The following is a 1,400-nucleotide window of genomic DNA, read 5'->3' on the forward strand; positions in this document are numbered from 1 at the left end:
CAGTCCTTACGGTCTAGCTTCGTTGCCCTTAGAACGCTCTCCTACCACGGAACCCTAATGGGTTCCATCCACAATTTCGGTAACATGTTTAGCCCCGGTACATTTTCGGCGCAGAATCACTCGACTAGTGAGCTATTACGCACTCTTTAAATGGTGGCTGCTTCTGAGCCAACATCCTAGTTGTCTGTGCAATTCCACATCCTTTTCCACTTAACATGTATTTTGGGACCTTAATTGGTGGTCTGGGCTGTTTCCCTTTCGACTACGGATCTTATCACTCGCAGTCTGACTCCCGGATATAAATCAATGGCATTCGGAGTTTATCTGAATTCAGTAACCCTAGATGGGCCCCTAGTCCAAACAGTGGCTCTACCTCCATGATTCTTAATTCCGAGGCTAGCCCTAAAGCTATTTCGGAGAGAACCAGCTATCTCCAAGTTCGTTTGGAATTTCTCCGCTACCCACACCTCATCTCAGCATTTTTCAACATACATGAGTTCGGTCCTCCAGTGCGTTTTACCGCACCTTCAACCTGGACATGGGTAGGTCACTTGGTTTCGGGTCTACGTCTACTTACTATGGCGCCCTATTCAGACTCGCTTTCGCTACGGCTCCGTCTTATCAACTTAACCTCGCAAGCAAACGTAACTCGCCGGTTCATTCTACAAAAGGCACGCTATCACCCATTAACGGGCTCTAACTATTTGTAGGCACATGGTTTCAGGAACTATTTCACTCCCCTTCCGGGGTGCTTTTCACCTTTCCCTCACGGTACTGGTTCACTATCGGTCACTAGGGAGTATTTAGCCTTGGGAGATGGTCCTCCCGGATTCCGACGGAATTTCTCGTGTTCCGCCGTACTCAGGATACTGCTCTGAGAGATTTTCATTTAGTATACGGGGCTATCACCCTCTACGGCGAGTCTTCCCAGACTCTTCTACTATAAAAATCTTTGGTAACTCAAATGAGCAGTCCTACAACCCCAAGAAGCAAGCTTCTTGGTTTGGGCTCTTCCCTGTTCGCTCGCCGCTACTTAGGGAATCGATTTTTCTTTCTATTCCTGCAGGTAATTAGATGTTTCAGTTCCCTGCGTTTACCTCTATATAACCTATGTATTCAGTTAATAGTAACAGTCGATTAAAACTGCTGGGTTCCCCCATTCGGAAATCTCCGGATCAAAGCTTACTTACAGCTCCCCGAAGCATATCGGTGTTAGTCCCGTCCTTCATCGGCTCCTAGTGCCAAGGCATTCACCATGCGCCCTTGATAACTTAACCTAACTTTACTTAAAGCAAAGTGGTTTTGTTAAGAACTACGTTCTTAACTAATAAAACGCGGTGTTTCTCGGCTTATTGCTTAAAAATTTAATAAATATTATCTAGTTTTCAAAGAACAAATTT

1 rRNA gene (cut by a window edge) is annotated in these 1,400 nt (G+C 45.5%); it reads right to left on the reverse strand.

Features of this window, described 5'->3' with window-relative positions:
- Positions 1-1,277, reverse strand: a 23S ribosomal RNA gene (locus tag AC1RPK_RS07515); it reaches 1,742 nt to the left of the window's first position.
- Positions 1,278-1,400 lie beyond the last annotated feature (123 nt).

The organism is Dellaglioa sp. CoH-55-MRSF-6 (assembly GCF_056782215.1).